Here is a 17,005-nt window from a genome sequence, read left to right on the forward strand (position 1 = left end):
TCGTCAGCGCACGTCGTTGCTGGCGAATTTGTTGACGAATCTGCTGCCGGGTAGCTTGCGTGTCGGAAAGTTGAGTCATCACAGGTCGCCTGATTAAGCATGAGCACGGGAATACGTGAATCAGTTGCATGTCGGCGTAGTGTAATACACAAGGCGATAAAAACCGAAAAAGGAAGCAACGAGGGATGGAACTGAAAAGAAGGGAATCTCCGAGATGCCGCCGCAGGCTGTAACCCTTGAACCCTTGGTTCAAGGTGAATGCGTCGTCACAGTTTTAAGGCTTCTCGGACGGACCGAGCATGCTCACCAACCATGGAGCGCCACATTCTTGTGGTATGAAATATCGGCTCAGGGGACTGGCCCGCTTGCAAACATCTCAGAGAAATTTTGTTCTTGCGTTTACTCTAACACAGTTAACTGCAAAGTGTTATTCAAACTTCGGCCCGGTTCTTTCGCTTATGCGACCTTGTTCAAGCAACGCTTGTTCGATGGTCTGCTGAAGCATCCGAATACGCTGTTCCATGCTGGAGGCGTAATCGCGGGTTTTCGCTTTTTCCTGAGTCAACTCATAGCTGATGTTCAACGCGGCGATGAAGACCAACTGCTCAGTATTTGTGACTCTAGTGCGTTCTTTTAAATCTTGCAACCGCTGATTCAGGTCATCAGCTGCCTGATTCAAGGCATCCCTTTGTTCAGGCGGGCAATTCACGCGGAGTGAACGGCCAAAAATTTGGAGATCGACGGGTTGTGCAGACATGCCACCTTCCTGCTGATTGACTGCGCGGCCTTCACGCCCGAATCCGGGTCTGCAAAGGGGCGACACTATAGCTACCCTGGTGCGAAGGTACAAGCCCTATTCTGGTTCACCAGGGTCCAAAGTGGTAGCATATCATGAATATTCCTCCCAACGATGACGAATGCGCATGTCTATACAGAACGAAATGCCTGGCTACCACGCTGTAGACCAGTTACTAAACCAACAGGGCGTGGGCTTAACCCCGGCCGAAATGCACGGTTTGATCAGTGGGATCCTGTGCGGCGGCAACAAAGACAGCAGTTGGCAGCCGCTGGTACACGACCTGACAAACGAAGGCCTCGCATTTGGTCATGAGCTGGCCGAGTCTCTGCGCACCATCCATTCCGTGACCAGCGACTCGCTGGAAGACGACGGTTTCTTGTTCCAGCTCTATTTACCGGAAGGTGACGCGGTCAGTGTGTTTGAACGCGCCGACGCGCTGGCTGGTTGGGTTAACCATTTCCTGCTCGGTCTGGGCGTTACGCAACCTAAACTGGATAAAATCAAAGACGAGACCGGCGAAGCCATCGACGACCTGCGTAACATTGCGCAACTGGGGTACGACGAAGACGAAGATCAGGAAGAGCTTGAAATGTCGTTGGAAGAGATTATCGAGTACGTGCGCGTCGCTGCGCTGCTGTGCCACGAAACCTTTTCTCGCCAGCAGCCAACCGCACCGGAAGTGCGTAAGCCAACATTACACTAACGATAATTTGTTGAGGGGGCGTCATGACACAGCAGGAATTTCTTTCTCGTCGCCAGGCATTGCTGGCGCAGATGCAACCAGGCAGCGCCGCGCTGATTTTCGCCGCACCGGAAGCGGTCCGCAGCGCAGATTCAGAATACCCCTACCGGCAGAACAGCGATTTTTGGTACTTCACGGGATTTAATGAGCCGGAAGCCCTGCTGGTGTTGATTAAAAGCAACGACACCCACAACCATAGCGTACTGTTTAACCGCGTCCGCGATCTGACCGCAGAGATCTGGTTCGGCCGTCGTCTGGGGCAGGAAGCCGCGCCAGCGAAGCTGGGCGTCGATCGCGCTCTGGCGTTCAGCGAAATTAATCAGCAATTATTCCAGTTGCTTAACGGCCTTGATGCGATCTATTTCGCGCAGGGCGAATATGTCTATGCTGACAAAATCGTCTTCACCGCGCTGGAAAAACTGCGTAAAGGCGTGCGTCAGAATCTGCAGGCGCCCGGCTCAGTCATTGACTGGCGGCCGATGGTGCATGAGATGCGGCTGTTTAAATCGCCGGAAGAGCTGGTGGTGATGCGCCGTGCTGGCGAAATTTCCGCGCTGGCACATACCCGTGCGATGCAGAAATGCCGTCCAGGTATGTTCGAATACCAGTTGGAAGGGGAAATTCTGCATGAATTCAGCCGCCACGGCGCCCGTTACCCGTCCTATAACACCATTGTGGGCGGTGGGGAAAACGGCTGTATTCTCCATTACACGGAAAACGAATCCGAGCTACGCGATGGTGATTTAGTGCTGATTGACGCCGGCTGTGAATACCGCGGCTATGCGGGCGATATCACCCGCACTTTCCCGGTGAACGGTAAATTCAGCCCGGCACAGCGCGAGATTTACGATATCGTCCTCGAATCGCTGGAAACTGCGCTGGAGCTTTACCGTCCTGGCACCTCAATTCAGCAGGTTAACCTGAAGGTGGTGCGCATCATGATTACCGGTCTGGTGCGGCTGGGCATTCTCAAAGGGGAGGTCGACGAACTGATTGTTAACAACGCCCATCGCCCTTACTTTATGCACGGCCTGAGCCACTGGCTAGGACTCGATGTCCATGATGTCGGCCACTACGATGTCGATCGCTCACGTCTCCTTGAACCGGGCATGGTGTTGACCGTTGAACCGGGTCTCTATATTGCCGTCGACGCCGATGTGCCGCCACAGTATCGCGGCATTGGCGTGCGTATTGAAGACGATATTGTCATTACTGAAAACGGTAACGAAAACCTGACCGCTGGCGTGGTGAAAAAAGCCGACGATATTGAGGCGCTGATGGCGGCGGTGCGGCGGTCATGAGCGTCCTGATCGTTGGCGGAGGGATGACCGGGGCAACGCTGGCTTTGGCTCTCTCGCGCTTAACCCAAGGCGCGCTGCCGGTCCATCTGGTCGAGGCGGCACAGCCGGATTCGTCGCAGCATCCGGGTTTTGATGCCCGCGCGATTGCGCTGTCGGCGGGGACTTGCCAGCAGTTGGCGCGTACCGGCATCTGGCAAGGCATTGCCGGTTGCGCGACGCCGATTCAGCGCGTTCACGTCAGCGACCGCGGGCATGCGGGATTCGTGACCCTCGATGCGCAGGATTACGGTCTGGCGGCGCTAGGCCAGGTGGTGGAATTGCACGATATTGGCCAGCGATTGTTCGCGCAATTGCGCGAAGCGCCGGGGATTACCTTGCACTGCCCGGCGACAGTCGAAGACGTCACCCGATGGGAGAAGGGCGTCAGCATCACTCTGGATAGCGGCGAAACGATCGAAGGTCAACTGCTGGTCGCCGCCGACGGCTCGCGTTCCACGCTGGGTGCCCGCTGCGGTATGAGCTGGCAGCAGCAGCCTTACGAACAACTGGCGATTATTGCCAACGTCAGCACAGCGTTGCCCCATGAAGGGCGCGCTTTTGAACGCTTCACCGAACATGGGCCGCTGGCCATGCTGCCGATGTCACATGGGCGCTGTTCGTTGGTATGGTGCCACCCGCAGTCACAGCATGATGAGGTTCTGGGGTGGTCTGACGCGAAATTTTGCGAGCAGCTGCAGCAGGCGTTTGGCTGGCGGCTGGGACGGATCACCCATGTCGGGAAGCGCAGCGTTTACCCATTGGCGTTGACTACCGCTACGCGCCCGATTTCCCATCGCCTGGTGCTGGTCGGGAATGCGGCGCAAACGCTGCATCCCATCGCCGGGCAGGGCTTTAATCTCGGCCTGCGGGATGTGATGAGCCTGGCGGAAACGTTGGCGCAGGCCTGCGCTACCGGGCAGGATCCCGGCGATTACTCGCTTCTTTGTCGCTATCAGGCGCGACGAGCAGATGATAAGGCCACGACCATCGGTGTGACCGATGGGCTGGTGCATCTGTTTGCTAATCACTGGGCGCCGCTGGTGGTGGGGCGTAACGTGGGTCTGATGGCGATGGAATTATTTACCCCGGCGCGCGACGCGCTGGCGCAGCGTACCCTCGGTTGGGTTCCTCGTTAAGGAGTTGAACGTGCAAAGTGTTGATGTTGCCATTGTTGGCGGTGGCATGGTGGGCCTGGCGGTAGCCTGCGGTTTGCAGGGGAGCGGGCTGCGGGTTGCAGTGCTGGAACAAGTCGAGCCGCAGCCGTTAAACGCCGATGCGCCGCCAGCGCTGCGGGTATCGGCCATTAACGCCGCCAGCGAAAAACTGCTTAGCAGGCTGGATGTCTGGCCGGAGATTATCGCCCGGCGCGCCAGCTGTTATCACGGTATGGAAGTGTGGGATAAGGACAGCTTTGGCCATATCAGCTTTGATGACCAGAGTATGGGCTTCAGCCACCTTGGCCATATTATTGAAAATGCGGTCGTTCACTATACTCTGTGGCAAAAGGCGCAGCGCTGCGCCGACGTCACCCTGCTGGCCCCGGCTCAGTTGCAGCAGGTGGCGTGGGGAGAAAACGAAGCGTTTCTCAGCTTGCAGGATGGCAAGATGTTGACCGCCAGGCTGGTGGTCGGTGCAGACGGTGCGAACTCGTGGTTGCGCAACAAAGCGGATATAGCGCTGACATTCTGGGACTATCGCCATCATGCGCTGGTTGCCACCATTCGTACCGAAGATCCGCACCAGGCGATTGCCCGTCAGGCGTTCCACGGCGACGGCATTCTGGCGTTTTTGCCGCTGAGCGATCCGCATCTGTGTTCGATCGTCTGGTCCCTATCGCCGCAGGAAGCACAGCGGATGCAGCAGGTTGATGAGGCGGCGTTTAATCAGGCGCTGAATATTGCCTTCGATAACCGGCTTGGCCTGTGCCAGCTGGCAAGCGAGCGTCAGACTTTCCCGTTGACCGGCCGCTACGCGCGCCAGTTCGCGGCGCATCGCCTGGTGCTGGTTGGCGATGCCGCGCACACCATTCACCCGCTGGCCGGGCAGGGAGTGAATCTGGGCTTTATGGATGCAGCGGAACTGATCGATGAACTCCGCCGTCTGCATGCGCAGGGCAAAGATATTGGTCAGTACCTGTATCTGCGTCGCTATGAACGTAGCCGCAAGCACAGCGCCGCGATGATGCTGGCGGGGATGCAGGGCTTTCGCGAAATGTTCTCCGGCAGTCACCCGGCGAAGAAACTGCTGCGCGATATTGGCCTCAAACTGGCGGATACGCTACCCGGCGTCAAACCGCAGTTGATTCGCCAGGCGATGGGCTTAAACGATCTTCCGGCCTGGTTACGTTAAGCGCGTCACACTTCTCTCTCCCGGCCCCGGTGCCGGGTTTTCTCCTCTCATTTGAAATAATCTAATTTCACCTATTTTTTCGCATTAGTTTTATTAATGTCTCTATTTTTTTGAAAAAGAAAACAGCCCTCTTTTATCGCATAAAATACCATCATTCTCGGTTTTATTAGTCTGTGGTGTTATTTTTGTGTGGAATAAATCGCTTATTTCCAGTCAATAATTCTGTGGTCTTTTTAGCGACTTTTAGTCATAAGCTAATGTGATGTCCTGATTTTGCTTATGGTTTAGCGCCGGGTTCGGTGGTAAGTTCAGGCAAAAGAGAACGTTTGCGTCGGCGCCCTGACATGGCGACGACGGTGGATTTCGTGGTGCGAAATTGCCCCAATGACATCGCCCAACCCAGTAGCTGGTTCCGTTTTATTCGATGAGGAAAAGATGGCTCAACAGACTCCGTTGTATGAACAACACACGCTGTGCGGTGCGCGCATGGTCGACTTCCATGGCTGGATGATGCCGCTGCATTACGGTTCCCAGATTGATGAGCACCACGCGGTGCGAGGCGACGCCGGGATGTTCGATGTTTCGCACATGACCATCGTCGATTTCCACGGCAGCCGCATTCGGGAGTTCCTGCGCTATCTGCTGGCTAACGACGTCGCGAAGCTGACGGTGCCTGGCAAAGCGCTGTATACCGGCATGCTTACCGCGTCCGCTGGCGTCATCGATGATCTGATTGTCTATTTCCTTAGTGAAGATTATTTCCGCCTTGTGGTTAACTCAGCCACCCGTGAAAAAGACCTCGCCTGGATTACCCAGCAGGCTGAACCCTATGGTCTTGAGATGACCGTCCGTGACGATCTTTCCCTGATTGCCGTACAGGGGCCGCAGGCGAAAGCGAAAGCGGCAACGCTGTTCACCGACGCACAGCGTCAGGCTGTCGAAGGGATGAAACCGTTCTTTGGCGTGCAGGCTGGCGATCTGTTTATTGCCACGACCGGTTATACCGGTGAAACCGGGTACGAAATCGCCATGCCGAATGAGCAGGCTGCTGATTTCTGGCGTGGTCTGCTGGACGCTGGCGTGAAGCCGTGTGGGCTGGGCGCTCGCGATACCTTGCGTCTGGAAGCGGGGATGAACCTGTATGGCCAGGAGATGGATGAAAGCATCTCTCCGCTGGCGGCGAATATGGGCTGGACCATTGCCTGGGAACCCTCCGATCGTGCGTTCATCGGTCGCGAAGCGCTGGAACTGCAGCGTGAAAAAGGTACCGAGCAGTTGGTGGGGCTGGTGATGACCGAGAAAGGCGTCCTGCGCGGCGGTTTGCCGGTGCGCTTTAGCGATGCCGACGGTAATCAGAAAGAAGGTATTATCACCAGTGGCACCTTCTCTCCGACGCTGGGCTACAGTATCGCGTTGGCGCGCGTACCGGCCGGTATCGGCGAGACGGCCATTGTGCAGATTCGCAACCGCGAAATGCCGGTAAAAGTGACTAAACCTGTTTTTGTACGCAACGGCAAAGCCGTGGTGTGATTCCCCTTTTTTGGAGATTAATTGATGAGCAACGTACCAGCAGAACTGAAATACAGTAAAGAACACGAATGGCTGCGCAAAGAAGCTGATGGCACCTACACCGTCGGGATCACCGAACATGCCCAGGAACTGCTTGGCGATATGGTTTTCGTCGATCTGCCGGACATCGGCGCAGCCGTTGAAGCGGGTGACGACTGTGCGGTTGCCGAGTCGGTGAAAGCGGCGTCTGATATTTATGCCCCGATTAGCGGCGAGATTGTGGCGGTGAACGAAGAACTGAATGACTCTCCGGAGCTGGTAAACAGTGACCCGTACGCGGATGGCTGGATCTTTAAAATTAAGGCCAGCGATGAAGCACAGGTTGCGGCCCTGCTTGACGCGGCTGCCTATGCGGCGCTGCTGGAAAACGAGTAAATATCTTACCCCTCCACGCTGCGGGCATCTGCTGCCAGCAGCGTGAAGGATTTTTACCTGTTCAGGTAAGTAAAGACACATACGATTCACTGCACGTTTCAGGAACCATCGCTCATGACTCAGACTTTAGGTCAGCTTGAAAACCGCGGCGCCTTTATTGAACGTCACATCGGTCCGGATGCTCAGCAACAGCAGGAGATGCTGAACACCGTTGGCGCCGATTCGCTTAACGCCCTGATTGGCCAGATTGTGCCGCAGGATATTCAGCTGGCGACCCCTCCTCAGGTGGGTGACGCGACTACCGAATTCGCTGCGCTGGCGGAGCTGAAGGCGATCGCCGGTCGCAACAAGCGCTTCAAGTCTTACATCGGCATGGGTTACACTGCCGTGCAGTTGCCGCCGGTTATTCAGCGCAATATGCTGGAAAACCCCGGTTGGTACACCGCTTACACCCCTTACCAGCCGGAAGTTTCCCAGGGCCGCCTGGAATCACTGCTGAATTTCCAGCAGGTGACCCTCGATCTGACCGGGCTGGACATCGCCTCCGCCTCGCTGCTGGATGAGGCGACCGCCGGAGCTGAAGCGATGGCGATGGCCAAACGCGTCAGCAAGCTGAAGAATGCGAACCGTTTCTTCGTTGCCGCCGATGTACATCCGCAGACTCTGGACGTGGTGCGCACCCGCGCCGCAACCTTTGGCTTTGACGTCATCGTTGATGAGGCGGAAAAAGCGCTCGACCATCAGGACGTTTTCGGCGTGCTGTTGCAGCAGGTAGGCACCACCGGCGAAATTCATGATTACAGCAAGCTGATCGCCGAGCTGAAAGCACGCAAAGTCGTGGTCAGCGTCGCCGCGGACTTCATGGCGCTGGTTCTGTTGACCGCGCCGGGCAAACAGGGGGCCGATATCGTCTTCGGTTCCGCCCAGCGTTTCGGCGTTCCGATGGGCTACGGCGGCCCGCACGCGGCCTTCTTTGCCGCAAAAGATGAATTTAAACGCTCGATGCCGGGCCGTATTATCGGCGTATCAAAAGATGCCGCCGGTAACACCGCGCTGCGTATGGCGATGCAGACCCGCGAGCAGCATATCCGTCGCGAGAAAGCGAACTCCAATATTTGTACTTCCCAGGTACTGCTGGCAAACATCGCCAGCCTGTACGCGGTGTTTCACGGGCCAGAGGGCCTGAAGCGCATCGCCAGCCGCATCCATCGCCTGACCGATATTCTGGCCGGTGGGCTGCAGAAAAAAGGGCTCAGGCTGCGCCATGCTCACTACTTCGATACCCTGTGCGTGGAAGTGGCCGACAAAGCGGCGGTGCTGGCACGCGCCGAAGCACTGGAAATTAACCTGCGCAGCGACATCCATAACGCCGTTGGCATCACCCTTGATGAAGCAACAACCCGCGAAGATGTGCTGAACCTGTTCCGCGCCATTATCGGCGACGACCACGGCCTGGATATCGATACGCTGGATAAAGACGTGGCGCTCGACAGCAGCTCGATCCCGGAAAGCATGCTGCGTAACGATGCGATCCTGACGCACCCGGTGTTCAATCGCTACCACAGCGAAACCGAGATGATGCGCTATATGCACTCGCTGGAGCGTAAAGACCTGGCCCTGAACCAGGCGATGATCCCGCTGGGTTCCTGTACCATGAAGCTCAACGCCGCGGCGGAAATGATCCCGATCACCTGGCCTGAATTTGCCGAGCTGCACCCGTTCTGCCCGACGGAACAGGCGGAAGGCTACCATCAGATGATCGCCCAGCTCTCCGACTGGCTGGTAAAACTGACCGGCTATGACGCCATCTGTATGCAGCCAAACTCCGGCGCCCAGGGGGAGTACGCGGGTCTGCTGGCCATTCGCCATTACCATGAGAGCCGCAATGAAGGCCATCGCGACATCTGCTTGATCCCAAGTTCTGCGCACGGCACCAACCCGGCGTCGGCACAGATGGCCGGCATGCAGGTTGTGGTTGTCGCGTGTGATAAAAACGGCAACATCGATCTCGCGGATCTGCGTCTTAAGGCGGAGCAGGCGGGTGAGAACCTCTCCTGCATCATGGTGACCTACCCGTCAACGCACGGCGTTTACGAAGAGACGATCCGCGAAGTCTGCGAAATCGTGCATCAGTTCGGCGGTCAGGTTTACCTCGACGGCGCTAACATGAACGCGCAGGTCGGCATCACCTCTCCGGGCTTTATCGGCGCGGACGTCTCGCACCTTAACCTGCATAAAACCTTCTGCATCCCGCACGGCGGCGGCGGTCCGGGTATGGGACCGATTGGCGTCAAAGCGCATCTGGCGCCGTTTGTTCCGGGCCACAGCGTGGTCCAGATCGAAGGAATGCTGACCCGTCAGGGTGCGGTTTCTGCCGCACCGTTCGGCAGCGCTTCCATTCTGCCAATCAGTTGGATGTATATCCGCATGATGGGCGCCGAAGGGTTGAAGCAGGCGAGCCAGGTGGCAATTCTGAATGCCAACTACATTGCGACCCGCCTGAAAGAGGCGTTCCCGGTGCTTTACACCGGCCGAGACGGTCGCGTGGCGCACGAATGTATTCTGGATATTCGTCCTCTGAAAGAAGAGACCGGCATCAGCGAGCTGGATATTGCCAAACGTCTGATCGACTTTGGTTTCCATGCGCCGACGATGTCCTTCCCGGTTGCCGGTACGCTGATGGTTGAACCGACGGAATCAGAAAGCAAAGTCGAGCTGGATCGCTTCATCGACGCGATGCTGGCGATTCGTGGTGAAATCGACCGCGTGAAAGCGGGCGAGTGGCCGCTGGAAGATAACCCGCTGGTGAATGCCCCGCATACCCAGGGTGAGCTGGTGGCGGAATGGCATCATCCGTATACCCGTGAGCTGGCGGTATTCCCGGCAGGTCTGGCGAACAAATACTGGCCGACGGTGAAGCGTCTGGACGATGTCTACGGCGACCGTAACCTGTTCTGCTCCTGTGTACCGATGAGCGAATACCAGTAATTCACTGACTGGACTATCTTTTAAAGGCGCTTCGGCGCCTTTATTTTTTGGGGGGAGAGGATGGCTATAGCACTGATTACCGGCGCCAGTCGTGGAATAGGTAAAGCGACGGCGCTGCTGCTGGCGCAGGAAGGGTATACCGTGGTGGTCAATTATCATCACGATATCAGCGCCGCGATGGCGGTGGTCAACGAGATTGTCGTCCTCGGCGGCAAAGCCGTTGCGGTGGGGGCAGATATCAGCGATGAGGCGCAGGTGATGGCGATGTTTGACGGGATCGACCGTCTTGAGGAACCGCTGAGTGCACTGGTTAATAACGCCGGTGTCCTGTTTGCGCAAAGCACCGTGGAAAACCTGACCGCCGGGCGGATTAATCAGGTGCTGAGTACCAATGTCACCGGCTATTTCCTCTGTTGCCGGGAGGCGGTGAAGCGGATGTCATATCGACACGGCGGAAAAGGCGGGGCGATCGTCAATGTTTCATCGGCGGCATCGCGTCTCGGGGCGCCTGGGGAATATGTGGATTATGCCGCCTCAAAAGGGGCCGTGGATACGCTGACCACCGGACTGTCGCTGGAAGTGGCGGCGCAAGGGATTCGCGTCAACGGCGTGCGTCCCGGCTTTATCTATACCGGGATGCACGCGTCGGGCGGCGAGCCCGGACGCGTGGATCGGGTGAAAGCGGGGCTGCCGATGCAGCGCGGCGGGCAGCCGGAGGAGGTTGCACAGGCCATCGCCTGGCTGCTGAGTGAGAAAGCCTCCTATGTGACCGGTAGTTTCCTCGAGCTGGCGGGCGGCAAATAATATGTGCGAACCCGGATGGCGGCTACGCCTTATCCGGGCTACAGCCGCGATGGATGGCATCGTGTCACGACACACTCCACCTCAGGTCGTCCAGACATACAGCACTCGTAGCCCGGCTAAGCGCAGCGCAAGCCGGGGGGGATGACGCCAGCCACAGCCTCAGGCGCATCCCCCAGCCGCTGGTGAGCGACGTAACCTCGCCGCGAGAGATGACGATAAGCGTTTTTTGGCCCTCAGTCGCTGATGCAGCACCCAGAATTTATCCGGCTGCTGGCGCCATGTAGAGAGCGTGACTTTGGCGACGTTAACCAAACTTTGCCCCTTAAACGGCAGCAGTTTCACCATCAGCGGCACGTCAGGGTTATCGTGAACGATCTTCTCCAGGATCGGATCGAACTGCTTGCCGTAGGGGCAGTAGTAATCGATAAACGAGACGCTAGGCAGGCCTGGTGCTTTGGCGCCCAGCCAAGGAGTGTCGGGAAGCAATGTTAAAGCTGTAAAGACGTTATCGGTAAGACCGGCAATTGCCCTCTCTTCTGGTGAGGAGAGGGCGGTGCTGAGAAGGAATCAGAGATTTTCGCCGTTGCTGGCAATGACCTCTTTATACCAGTTGAAGCTTTTCTTACGCGAGCGGGACATGTCGCCGGTACCGTCGTCATGTTTGTTGACGTAAATAAAGCCATAGCGTTTGCTGTACTGGCCGGTGGTAAAGGAGACGCAGTCGATACAGCCCCACGGAGTGTAGCCCATCAGCTCAACGCCATCATAAGTCACCGCTTTGATCATCTCTTCCACATGCGCGCGCAGGTAGTCGATACGATAGTCGTCGTTGATGCTGCCGTCTTCTTCAACTTTGTCGTAGGCGCCGAAGCCGTTTTCAACGATAAACAGCGGTTTCTGATAGCGTTCGTACAGTTCGCACAGGGAGTAGCGCAGGCCCACCGGGTCAATCTGCCAGCCCCAATCGGAGGCTTTGACGTGCGGGTTCGGTACACTACCTTCGAAGCCGGAGATGGCATCGCCGCTGCCACCTTCCGCTTTGACCGCGTTGGTCATGTAGTAGCTGAAACCGAGGTAATCGCAGGTGCCTTCACGCAGGATCTGCTCATCGCCCGCTTCCATCACGATGTTAAAACCACGACGCTCCCATTCGTTGAGGACGTAGGTCGGGTAGTAACCGCGCAGTTGCACGTCGGTAAAGACGTAGCGTTCACGCATCGATTCCTGAGCGAACATCACATCGTCAGGTTTGCAGGAGAACGGATAGAGCGCCACCATTGCCAGCATGCAGCCGACCTGCATCTGCGGATTGATCCGCCGCGCCGCCTTCACCGCCAGCGCGCTGGCAACGAACTGGTGATGCAGCACCTGGTACATGGTCTCTTCCGGGTTTTCGTGGTCGGTATAGACCACGCCGGAACAGCAGTAGCCGAACAGCGGGGCGCGCCAGTTGCGCTGGTTGTTGATCTCGTTGAAGGTCATCCAGTATTTCACTTTGTGCTTATAACGCTCGAAGACCACTTCGGCGAAGCGCACAAAGAAATCGACTACTTTGCGGTTGGTCCAGCCACCGTACTGCTGCACCAGATGCAGCGGCATTTCGAAATGGGAGAGGGTGATCACCGGCTCGATGTTGTACTTCAACAGCTCATCGAACAGGTCGTCATAGAACTTCAGCCCCTTTTCGTTTGGCTGAGTTTCATCACCCTGCGGGAAGATACGGGTCCAGGCGATGGAGGTACGGAAGCACTTGAATCCCATCTCTGCAAACAGTCTGATGTCTTCTTTGTAGCGGCCGTGGAAATCAATGGCTTCATGGTTCGGATAGTATTTACCCGCCTCCACCTGACGAGTTATCTCGCGCGGCACGCCGTGAGCGCCGCCGGTCAACACATCGCAAATACTTGGGCCTTTACCCTCTTTATTCCAGCCGCCTTCAACCTGATGCGCGGCAACCGCGCCACCCCATAAAAAGTCTTTTGGTAAGGTGATTTTTTTCATCTTTGCTCGTCTCGTCATATAGCATCTGTTTGCGAGTCTAACAAAGGGGATATAAATGTCACGATATAACAATTTCCCTCAACTGGAATATGTTACATCGAAAAAACAGGGTGTTATTTTTAGCCGAGTTTACGGGATAATTTACGTCCCAGGGACTCCAGAATATAAATAACCGGAATTTGAGTGGTAATATCATAAACGCCGCCGATGCGGGTTTGTGGGACATGCCAGGAGAGGTTAAAGTCTGCCAGCTTTGCCAGTCGTGAGTGCTCATGGCTGGTGATCGACATCACCTTGCAGTTGTGCAGGCTGAACTGGCTGGCGAAACGGAGAATCTCTTCGGTCTCCCCGGAAACCGACAGGACGATCGCCAGCGCATTACGCGCCATGTCGTTAGTGACCGGGAAATAAGGGTCGTCGATATGATTGCTGAATTTCCCGACATTGGAGAAAAATCGTGCGCCATATTTTGCCAGGGCGCCGGAGGTGCCAGCGCCGACAAATATAATACGTTCTGATGCGAGAATAATATCGACGGCACGCTCGAGTAAATGATCAAATTCGTCATTGTTGACGCTTTTAAAAAAACTCATAATTTCGCTGGCGCCGATATTTGCCTGTTGAGGCTCATTCTGCTCGAGATATAATTTAAAGCGGACGCGAAACTCCGAGTATCCTTCGCACTGCAGTTTGCGACAAAAGCGCAGGACGGTGGTCGTCGAGACTCCAGCGGCTTCTGCCAGCTCGCGAATGGTCATATACATCACTTTGTCACGATTCTTAATGACGTAGTGGTAGACCATCATCTCAAGATTATTGAGACTGGCGATCGCGGCGTGGGAGAACATACTCACAGTAATAACTCACAATTCATAATGACCAGGATGGAATTATACCATGCAGCCGAATGACATAACCTTTTTTCAGCGCTTTCAGGAAGACATCCTCGCCGGGCGCAAAACCATCACCATTCGTAACGCCGACGAGTCGCATTTTAAAACTGGCGATGTGCTGCGCGTCGGCCGCTATGAAGATGACGGCTATTTTTGCACGATTAGCGTGGTGGCGACGTCCGCGGTGACGCTTGATACGCTCACGGTACGCCACGGCGAACAGGAAAATATGACCCTGGCGCAGCTGCGCCAGGTGATTACGGAGATCTATCCTGGCGAGGACCAGTTTTATGTTATTGAATTCAAAATACTTTGATAAGACAGCGAACGATTGTTAGTTGAAATATCAATATAACATCATGATTTTAATGCGTTTACAAATATTCATCTTTTTATTTTAGCTAACAGGTGTTCACTGGAATCATTCTCAGTTACCCTAGGTGTGCATGAAAAGTGTTCTTGTTTTCGGAGTCAAATATGGTTCGCAAACCATTAATCACACAGGGTTATTCTTTGGCAGAGGAAGTTGCCAACAGTATCAGCCACGGTATCGGGCTGGTATTTGGCATCGTCGGCCTGGTCCTCCTGCTGGTGCAGGCGGTAGACAGCAATGCCAACGCAACGGCGATAACCAGCTATAGTCTGTACGGCGGCAGCATGATTATGCTGTTCCTCGCCTCCACCCTCTATCATGCTATTCCTCATCAGCGAGCCAAGCTGTGGCTGAAAAAATTCGATCACTGCGCCATCTATCTGCTGATTGCGGGAACCTATACGCCTTTTCTCCTGGTGGGGCTTAATTCACCGCTCTCGCGCGGCCTGATGGTTGTCATCTGGAGCCTGGCGCTGCTGGGGATCTTATTTAAGCTCACCATTGCGCACCGCTTTAAGGTCCTCTCTCTGGTGACCTATCTGATGATGGGTTGGCTGTCGTTGATTGTGGTTTATCAGCTGGCGATCAAACTGTCGGCAGGGGGGGTAACGTTGCTGGCGGTCGGTGGCGTGGTGTATTCGCTGGGAGTTATCTTCTACGTCTGCAAGCGTATTCCTTATAACCATGCTATCTGGCACGGTTTTGTGCTGGGCGGCAGCGTATGTCACTTCCTGGCCATTTATTTGTACGTCGGCCAGGTGTAAAAACGATGCCGCATCAGCGGGAAATTCCCCGGCGGTGCAGCGCTTGCCGGGGCTACCGCTCCACACGGTACGGGATGTCGTCGCCCGGACAGCCTGGCAGCGCTAAGGCGAGCTTCGTGCTTTAACTCTCTCCCAGCGAATAGGGCAGCGGAACGATGCTTAATGTGCCAGCATCATCGCGCACGCGGAATACGCTGTCTGGCTCCATATCGTTATTCATCACCACCTGCACCAGCAACTGGCCATCATCGAGCAGCACGGCTGCCAGAACGGTGCCGGTCCGGCGCCAGTTTTCGCCCATCTTCAGTTCAAGATCTTCTCCGGTTTCCGGGATGCGGCTCGCCTTACCGACCAGATACCACAGCGCGCGTTTATTCGCACCACGGAATTTCGCCCGGGCGACCATTTCCTGACCGGTATAGCAGCCTTTTTTAAAGCTGATACCGCCCAAAGCCTGCAGATTCGTTGCCTGCGGGATGAACTGCGCGCTGTTGGCGCTGTCAATAACCGGCAGGCCGGCTTCGATGTTGAGCGCCAGCCACTGCTGGCTGTTGTTCAGCTGCGCGTCGCTGCGCAACGCTTCGGCCACACGGGTCGCGGTTTCCACATCGGTCACCAGCAGAAAGCGCTCCGCTGGATGTTCAAACCACAGCAGGCTGGTCACGCCGTCGGTGACCAGCGGTTTGTCACTGCCCGGAAGTTCGCTGAACAGTGGTGCCAGCGCGGCGCGGGCCTGGAAACCGGCAACGCCCAGCAGGACGTGTTCATCATCGGCGGCAATGGTCACTTTAGAGAACACCGCATATTTCTTCAATTCGGTGAGCTGCGCTTCGCGCAGGCTGCGGCGTTCAATCCAGGTGAAACCACCGTCACGGCGGAAAACTCGCAGGTTGCTCCACATCTTGCCTTTGGCATCGCAGTGCGCGGCAAGCAGATGCTGATCGTCGGTTAATGCGCTGACATCGGCGGTAATCTGCCCCTGCAGATACTTCTCGCCATCCTGACCGGTAATCGTCGCCAGCGCCCAGTCATCCAGGGTCATCAGCGTTAATGGCAGACGAGCAGAAGAAGAAGGCTGACGCGGAGGAAAAGGTGTAAAAGCCATAGTCATGTCCTGAATAGCTTAACGCAGAGTGAATAGCTAATGGTAAAAGAGCTATGGTGCAATGCAAGCGCTTTTGGCAGGCCATTTATGCCCTGAAAGCACGAATGGAGAAACATAGGAGAAGGATAAACCCATATCTTTATTATGGTTTTTTTGTGGAATGACGTTCTCTGTTCTCGATATTGCTGTAAAGTAAGTGCAAAAAACGGGTTAAACTAACCTATCAACAACGTCTGTTCAGATTGCTTTCTGGCGACCTGAAGGGCGATGTAAGACTCTCTTTATGCTGGAAGGACAACATGGACATTACGAACAAAGCCCGCATCCACTGGGCATGCCGCCGCGGTATGCGTGAACTGGATATCTCCATCATGCCGTTTTTTGAGTATGAGTACGATACGCTCAGTGATGAAGACAAAAAGCTGTTCATCCGCCTGTTAGAAAACGACGATCCGGATCTGTTTAACTGGCTGATGAATCATGGCGAACCGGCTGATGCGCAACTGCAACGGATGGTAAAATTAATCCAGACTCGGAATCGGGAACGTGGTCCTGTGGCAATCTGATTTACGCATTTCCTGGCGTTCACAGTGGTTCTCGTTGCTGCTGCACGGCATTGTGGCGGCTATCGTGCTGCTGATGCCGTGGCCGCTGAGCTACACACCGCTATGGCTATTGCTGCTGTCGCTGGTGGTGTTCGACTGCGTGCGCAGCCAGCGGCGGATCCACGCCTGCCGGGGTGAAATAAAGCTGATGACCGATTCGCGTCTGCGGTGGCAAAAAGTGGAATGGGAGATTGTCGGCACGCCGTGGGTGATTAGTAGCGGAATGTTGCTGCGCCTGCAGGATATGCAAACGCGCCGCCGCCAGCATCTGTGGGTCGCTGCAGACAGTATGGATGCC

General features: G+C 55.8%; 16 protein-coding genes, 1 other RNA gene and 2 pseudogenes. 12 read left to right on the plus strand and 7 right to left on the minus strand.

The genetic code is table 11. From position 1 onward, the window contains the following. Positions 1–202: 202 nt before the first annotated feature. Together ssrS and zapA are read right to left on the minus strand one after the other, a co-directional pair. A non-coding RNA gene (gene ssrS, locus ACZAHD_RS16060) (6S RNA) lies at positions 203–386 on the minus strand. A gap of 41 nt (positions 387–427) precedes the next feature. Then, positions 428–757: a cell division protein ZapA gene (zapA, locus tag ACZAHD_RS16065; protein ID WP_004867406.1), complete on the minus strand. Its 330-nt coding sequence runs from the start codon at positions 755–757 to the stop codon at positions 428–430. 166 nt (positions 758–923) lie between these two features. Between zapA and ACZAHD_RS16070 the strand changes: the two genes are divergently transcribed. The 8 genes from ACZAHD_RS16070 to ACZAHD_RS16105 all read left to right on the plus strand — a co-directional run bounded on the left by ACZAHD_RS16070 (position 924) and on the right by ACZAHD_RS16105 (position 10,966). Next, positions 924–1,502, plus strand: a complete 579-nt coding sequence (locus ACZAHD_RS16070; protein ID WP_462457659.1) for a YecA/YgfB family protein — start codon at positions 924–926, stop codon at positions 1,500–1,502. Between the two features lie 23 nt (positions 1,503–1,525). Then, positions 1,526–2,842, plus strand: a complete 1,317-nt coding sequence (gene pepP, locus ACZAHD_RS16075) for a Xaa-Pro aminopeptidase (protein ID WP_462457660.1) — start codon at positions 1,526–1,528, stop codon at positions 2,840–2,842. Then, positions 2,839–4,017 (plus strand): 2-octaprenyl-6-methoxyphenyl hydroxylase, encoded by a 1,179-nt coding sequence (ubiH, locus tag ACZAHD_RS16080; RefSeq protein ID WP_462457661.1) that lies wholly within the window; start codon positions 2,839–2,841, stop codon positions 4,015–4,017. Before pepP ends, ubiH begins: the two co-directional genes overlap by 4 nt. A gap of 10 nt (positions 4,018–4,027) precedes the next feature. Continuing rightward, positions 4,028–5,230, plus strand: coding sequence for an FAD-dependent 2-octaprenylphenol hydroxylase (ubiI, locus tag ACZAHD_RS16085; RefSeq protein ID WP_462457662.1), 1,203 nt, complete (start codon positions 4,028–4,030; stop codon positions 5,228–5,230). 435 nt (positions 5,231–5,665) lie between these two features. Then, a complete protein-coding gene (gene gcvT / locus ACZAHD_RS16090; RefSeq protein ID WP_462457663.1) occupies positions 5,666–6,760 on the plus strand; it encodes a glycine cleavage system aminomethyltransferase GcvT in 1,095 nt (364 codons plus the stop codon). 24 nt (positions 6,761–6,784) lie between these two features. Then, positions 6,785–7,174, plus strand: a complete 390-nt coding sequence (gene gcvH / locus ACZAHD_RS16095; RefSeq protein WP_462457664.1) for a glycine cleavage system protein GcvH — start codon at positions 6,785–6,787, stop codon at positions 7,172–7,174. 114 nt (positions 7,175–7,288) lie between these two features. Continuing rightward, complete coding sequence (gcvP, locus tag ACZAHD_RS16100) at positions 7,289–10,162, plus strand: aminomethyl-transferring glycine dehydrogenase (protein ID WP_462457665.1); 2,874 nt, start codon at positions 7,289–7,291, stop codon at positions 10,160–10,162. Between the two features lie 60 nt (positions 10,163–10,222). Next, positions 10,223–10,966: an SDR family oxidoreductase gene (locus ACZAHD_RS16105; protein WP_462457666.1), complete on the plus strand. Its 744-nt coding sequence runs from the start codon at positions 10,223–10,225 to the stop codon at positions 10,964–10,966. Between the two features lie 142 nt (positions 10,967–11,108). Here ACZAHD_RS16105 and ACZAHD_RS16110 read toward each other — a convergent pair. The 4 genes and pseudogenes from ACZAHD_RS16110 to ACZAHD_RS16125 form a co-directional block, all read right to left on the minus strand. Further along, positions 11,109–11,189, minus strand: a pseudogene (locus tag ACZAHD_RS16110) (protein disulfide oxidoreductase); the annotation flags it as partial. Further along, a pseudogene (locus ACZAHD_RS16115) lies at positions 11,189–11,491 on the minus strand (DsbA family protein); the annotation flags it as partial. The pseudogenes ACZAHD_RS16115 and ACZAHD_RS16110, both read right to left, overlap by 1 nt. A gap of 42 nt (positions 11,492–11,533) precedes the next feature. Beyond that, complete coding sequence (locus tag ACZAHD_RS16120) at positions 11,534–12,967, minus strand: 6-phospho-beta-glucosidase (RefSeq protein WP_462457667.1); 1,434 nt, start codon at positions 12,965–12,967, stop codon at positions 11,534–11,536. A gap of 119 nt (positions 12,968–13,086) precedes the next feature. Continuing rightward, positions 13,087–13,815, minus strand: a complete 729-nt coding sequence (locus ACZAHD_RS16125; protein ID WP_462457673.1) for a MurR/RpiR family transcriptional regulator — start codon at positions 13,813–13,815, stop codon at positions 13,087–13,089. Between the two features lie 49 nt (positions 13,816–13,864). On the opposite strand from ACZAHD_RS16125, the gene yqfB reads away from it, so the two are divergent. Both yqfB and trhA read left to right on the plus strand, forming a co-directional pair. After that, entirely contained in the window at positions 13,865–14,176 is a 312-nt protein-coding gene (gene yqfB / locus ACZAHD_RS16130; RefSeq protein ID WP_462457668.1) for a N(4)-acetylcytidine aminohydrolase, read from the plus strand. Between the two features lie 161 nt (positions 14,177–14,337). Next, complete coding sequence (trhA, locus tag ACZAHD_RS16135) at positions 14,338–14,997, plus strand: PAQR family membrane homeostasis protein TrhA (protein WP_462457669.1); 660 nt, start codon at positions 14,338–14,340, stop codon at positions 14,995–14,997. A 121-nt stretch (positions 14,998–15,118) separates the two neighbouring features. Here trhA and ygfZ read toward each other — a convergent pair whose 3' ends face one another. Beyond that, the gene (gene ygfZ, locus ACZAHD_RS16140) at positions 15,119–16,102 is read right to left on the minus strand and encodes a tRNA-modifying protein YgfZ (protein WP_462457670.1); all 984 of its coding nucleotides are present in this window, start codon (positions 16,100–16,102) and stop codon (positions 15,119–15,121) included. A gap of 299 nt (positions 16,103–16,401) precedes the next feature. On the opposite strand from ygfZ, the gene sdhE reads away from it, so the two are divergent. Together sdhE and ACZAHD_RS16150 are read left to right on the plus strand one after the other, a co-directional pair. Beyond that, positions 16,402–16,668, plus strand: a complete 267-nt coding sequence (gene sdhE, locus ACZAHD_RS16145; protein ID WP_462457671.1) for an FAD assembly factor SdhE — start codon at positions 16,402–16,404, stop codon at positions 16,666–16,668. Continuing rightward, positions 16,649–17,005, plus strand: a 357-nt coding sequence (locus ACZAHD_RS16150) for a protein YgfX (protein WP_462457672.1), incomplete at its 3' end; no start/stop codon positions are given. The genes sdhE and ACZAHD_RS16150, both read left to right, overlap by 20 nt.

It is taken from the genome of Raoultella sp., assembly GCF_039594335.1.
Taxonomy (GTDB): domain Bacteria; phylum Pseudomonadota; class Gammaproteobacteria; order Enterobacterales; family Enterobacteriaceae; genus Klebsiella.

What these genes read in the sequence shown, in the direction of transcription:
- trhA (WP_462457669.1), top strand. Translation starts at nt 14,338, where the DNA reads ATGGTTCGCAAACCATTAATCACACAGGGTTATTCTTTGGCAGAGGAA.
- gcvH (WP_462457664.1), top strand. Translation starts at nt 6,785, where the DNA reads ATGAGCAACGTACCAGCAGAACTGAAATACAGTAAAGAACACGAATGG.
- ACZAHD_RS16120 (WP_462457667.1), bottom strand. Translation starts at nt 12,967, where the DNA reads ATGAAAAAAATCACCTTACCAAAAGACTTTTTATGGGGTGGCGCGGTT.
- gcvP (WP_462457665.1), top strand. Translation starts at nt 7,289, where the DNA reads ATGACTCAGACTTTAGGTCAGCTTGAAAACCGCGGCGCCTTTATTGAA.
- ubiH (WP_462457661.1), top strand. Translation starts at nt 2,839, where the DNA reads ATGAGCGTCCTGATCGTTGGCGGAGGGATGACCGGGGCAACGCTGGCT.
- gcvT (WP_462457663.1), top strand. Translation starts at nt 5,666, where the DNA reads ATGGCTCAACAGACTCCGTTGTATGAACAACACACGCTGTGCGGTGCG.
- pepP (WP_462457660.1), top strand. Translation starts at nt 1,526, where the DNA reads ATGACACAGCAGGAATTTCTTTCTCGTCGCCAGGCATTGCTGGCGCAG.
- ygfZ (WP_462457670.1), bottom strand. Translation starts at nt 16,102, where the DNA reads ATGGCTTTTACACCTTTTCCTCCGCGTCAGCCTTCTTCTTCTGCTCGT.
- ACZAHD_RS16105 (WP_462457666.1), top strand. Translation starts at nt 10,223, where the DNA reads ATGGCTATAGCACTGATTACCGGCGCCAGTCGTGGAATAGGTAAAGCG.
- ACZAHD_RS16070 (WP_462457659.1), top strand. Translation starts at nt 924, where the DNA reads ATGTCTATACAGAACGAAATGCCTGGCTACCACGCTGTAGACCAGTTA.
- zapA (WP_004867406.1), bottom strand. Translation starts at nt 757, where the DNA reads ATGTCTGCACAACCCGTCGATCTCCAAATTTTTGGCCGTTCACTCCGC.
- ACZAHD_RS16125 (WP_462457673.1), bottom strand. Translation starts at nt 13,815, where the DNA reads ATGTTCTCCCACGCCGCGATCGCCAGTCTCAATAATCTTGAGATGATG.
- sdhE (WP_462457671.1), top strand. Translation starts at nt 16,402, where the DNA reads ATGGACATTACGAACAAAGCCCGCATCCACTGGGCATGCCGCCGCGGT.
- yqfB (WP_462457668.1), top strand. Translation starts at nt 13,865, where the DNA reads ATGCAGCCGAATGACATAACCTTTTTTCAGCGCTTTCAGGAAGACATC.